Source organism: Mycobacterium sp. (genome assembly GCF_039583805.1).
Taxonomy (GTDB): domain Bacteria; phylum Actinomycetota; class Actinomycetes; order Mycobacteriales; family Mycobacteriaceae; genus Mycobacterium.
Map to the genome: position 1 here is coordinate 30,058 of NZ_JAVKSH010000030.1, position 3,276 is coordinate 33,333.

4 protein-coding genes are annotated in these 3,276 nt (G+C 71.2%); all 4 read left to right on the forward strand.

The genetic code is table 11. The features are described 5' to 3' along the window. Nucleotides 1–227 precede the first annotated feature (227 nt). The 4 genes from ABDW21_RS06020 (at nt 228) to ABDW21_RS06035 (ending at nt 3,107) form a co-directional block, all read left to right on the forward strand. The gene (locus ABDW21_RS06020; protein ID WP_343600351.1) at nt 228–815 is read left to right on the forward strand and encodes a DUF3090 domain-containing protein; all 588 of its coding nucleotides are present in this window, start codon (nt 228–230) and stop codon (nt 813–815) included. Further along, on the forward strand, nt 799–1,674 hold the full coding sequence (locus ABDW21_RS06025; RefSeq protein ID WP_343600350.1) for an SCO1664 family protein: 876 nt from the start codon (nt 799–801) through the stop codon (nt 1,672–1,674). The genes ABDW21_RS06020 and ABDW21_RS06025 overlap by 17 nt, the downstream gene beginning before the upstream one ends. Nucleotides 1,675–1,718: 44 nt before the next feature. Further along, nucleotides 1,719–2,225, forward strand: a complete 507-nt coding sequence (locus ABDW21_RS06030; RefSeq protein ID WP_343600349.1) for a DUF2505 domain-containing protein — start codon at nt 1,719–1,721, stop codon at nt 2,223–2,225. 105 nt (nt 2,226–2,330) lie between these two features. After that, the gene (locus ABDW21_RS06035; protein ID WP_343600348.1) at nt 2,331–3,107 is read left to right on the forward strand and encodes a 3'(2'),5'-bisphosphate nucleotidase CysQ; all 777 of its coding nucleotides are present in this window, start codon (nt 2,331–2,333) and stop codon (nt 3,105–3,107) included. Nucleotides 3,108–3,276 lie beyond the last annotated feature (169 nt).

The window sequence follows — 3,276 nt, forward strand, 5'->3', positions numbered from 1 at the left end:
CCACACCGGCGCCCGGCTGACGTCCGCGCTGACCGCCCCGCCGGCCCCGGACGCCGCGGCGCCGCCGGGTGACGCGGACGCCGCGGCGCCGCCGGGTGACGCGGGCGCTGCGGCGCCGCCGGGTGACGCGGTCGTCGGCGGCTCCACCGATTGAGCCCGGCCGGCCCGGGCCGTCACGACACGACGCGTTACGGCGCGCCGGGGTGTGCCGGTATTTTGGAGATACCATGCCTCGCGCAATCCATGTGTTCCGCACGCCGGACCGGTTCGTCGCCGGGACCGTCGGCCAGCCCGGAAACCGCACGTTCTACCTGCAGGCGGTGCACGACGCCCGGGTGGTGTCGGTGGAGCTGGAGAAGCAGCAGGTCGCGGTGCTCGCCGAGCGGATCGGTGCGCTGCTGTTGGAGGTGCACCGCCGGTTCGGCACGCCGGTGCCGCCGGAGCTCACCGAGGTCGATGACCTCAGCCCGCTGATCACCCCGGTCGACGCCGAGTTCCGGGTGGGAACCATGGGCCTGGGCTGGGACTCCGAGGCGCAGACCGTGGTGGTGGAGCTGCTCGCGGTGACCGACACCGAGTTCGACGCCTCGGTGGTGCTCGACGACGCCGAGGAGGGGCCCGACGCCGTGCGGGTGTTCCTGACGCCCGAGTCGGCGCGACAGTTCGCGAGCCGCTCCTACCGCGTCATCTCCGCCGGCCGCCCGCCGTGTCCGTTCTGCGACGAACCGCTGGACCCCGAGGGACATATCTGCGCACGCACCAACGGCTACCGGCGCAGCGCGTCGCCCGGGCCCGACGATGACGCCGGGGGCTGACGCCCGCGAGGTGCTGGAGCGCGGCGAGCTGACCATTCTCGGACGCATCCGCTCGGCCAGCAACGCGACTTTCCTGTGTGAGTCGACCCTGGGTGAGTCGACCCTGGGCGAGTCGACCCTGGGCGAGTCGGCCCTGGGTGAGTCGACCCTGGACCACGCCAGCGTCCACTGCGTCTACAAGCCCATCGCAGGCGAGCAGCCGCTGTGGGACTTTCCCGACGGCACGCTGGCCGGCCGTGAGCTCGGCGCCTACCTGGTGTCTGCACAGCTGGGCTGGAACATCGTGCCGTACACCATTATTCGTCACGGGCCGGCCGGGCGCGGCATGCTGCAGCTGTGGGTGGATCAACCCGGTGACACACCGGACTGCGACCCCCACCCGGGCCCCGACCTGGTCGACCTGTTTCCGGCCGGCGCGCGGCCGCGCGGCTATCTGCCGGTGCTGCGGGCCTACGACTACGCCGGCGACGAGGTCGTGTTGATGCACGCCGACGACGTCAGGCTCAAGCGGATGGCCGTCTTCGACATCCTGGTCAACAACGCCGACCGCAAAGGCGGCCACATCCTGCGCGACGGCGACGGGCACGTCTACGGCGTCGACCACGGCGTGTGCCTGCACGCCGAGGACAAGCTGCGCACCGTGTTGTGGGGCTGGGCCGGCGAACCCGTCGACGACAAGATCCTGGGCGCGGTGACCCGCCTGGTCGACGCGCTCGCCGGTCCGCTCGGCGACGCGCTGAGCACGCATCTCACCGCCGCCGAGATCGCTGCGCTGCGGCTGCGCGGCTGCGCGTTGCTGGACAATCCGGTCATGCCCCACCCGAACCGGCACCGTCCGATCCCGTGGCCGGCGTTCTGATACGGGTTGCTCGGCGGTGCGGCGAACCTGGGTAGGCTGCGGCAGTGCCCCGTTCGTTCGCCTTGTCGGTCGACTCCACGGTCGGTGTCGACCAGATCCTGTGGGCGTTCGGACACCGGGAGTACTGGCGGGCGCGGCTGGGCACGTTCGGCGAGGGGACGGCGACCCTGGACGCGCACGACGTCGATTCGGACGGCACGGTGACCCTGGACCTGACGCTCGGGTTTGTGCGCGACCGGCTGCCCAAGGTGGTCGCGGGCGTGCACCGCGGCGAACTGGCGATGGTGCAACATGAGCGGTGGACCCGCATCGGCGACGGGCGCGGCCGCGGCGAGATCACTGTGACCGTGCCCGGGGCGCCGGTGCACGCGTTCGGCGAGGTGTTGCTGCTGCCGACGGACCACGGCGCGCGCGGCGAGTTCACCACCACCGTGCAGGTCAAAATTCCGCTGATCGGCGGCCAGCTGGAGAATCTCATCGGCAACCAACTCGGTGACGAAATCCGCGAGGTGCAGCGCTTCACCGGTGCGTGGGTCACCGAAAACAGCTGAAGCACAATATATTTCGATTCCCAGATTGAGTACGGCCCAGCCACACCGAGCCGATCCGGCGGTCTTTATCGATCGCCGAACCCGCGTTCGGCAATACTGTTTCAGGTGACCCCCGACCCGACCGACGCGCAACTGGCCGCCGAGTTGGCGCGGGACGCCGGGCAGCTGCTGCTTGAGGTGCGCGACCGGGTCGGGTTCGACCGCCCCTGGCTGCTCGGCGATGCGGGCGACACCCAGGCCAACGCACTGCTGCTGCGACGCCTGCACGCCGAGCGCCCCGGCGACGCGGTGCTCAGCGAGGAAGCCCACGACGACCGGGCCCGGTTGCGCGCCGACCGGGTGTGGATCGTCGACCCGCTCGACGGCACCCGCGAATTCTCCACGCCAGGCCGCGACGACTGGGCCGTGCACGTGGCGCTGTGGCAGCGCCGCGCCGGCACGAACGGCGACATCACCGACGCCGCCGTCGCGCTGCCCGCGATGGGCGAGCTGTACCGCAGCGACACCGTCGGCAACGAGCACCCGACACCGCCGTCCCGGCCGGGGCCGATCCGCGTCACCGCCAGCCGCAACCGGCCGCCCGCCGTGCTGTACCGGCTGGTCGAACGGCTCGACATCGACATGGTGTGGATCGGTTCGGCCGGGGCCAAGGCGATGTCGGTGGTCCGCGGCGACACCGACGGCTACGTGCATGCCGGTGGGCAGTGGGAATGGGATTCGGCCGCACCGGCGGGCGTGCTGCTGGCGGCCGGCATGCATGTCTCCCGCCTGGACGGCTCCGAACTGCGCTACAACCGGCCCGACCCGTACCTGCCCGACTTCCTGATGTGCCGCGCGGACCTGGCCGATCTGCTGCTCGGCGCCATCCGGGCGGCCGGCTGACGGCACGCCTTAGTGCGCTCGCTCGTCAGTTCGTCGGGGTGCCGTGCACCGGGGGTCAGGTCACCGAACGTGAAGCCGTTGCGAGAAATTCGTCCGATTCTCGCAACGGCTTCACGTTCGGTGCGGCCGGGCTGCACAGGGTCGACCCACACGCCTCGTTAGTCCCATC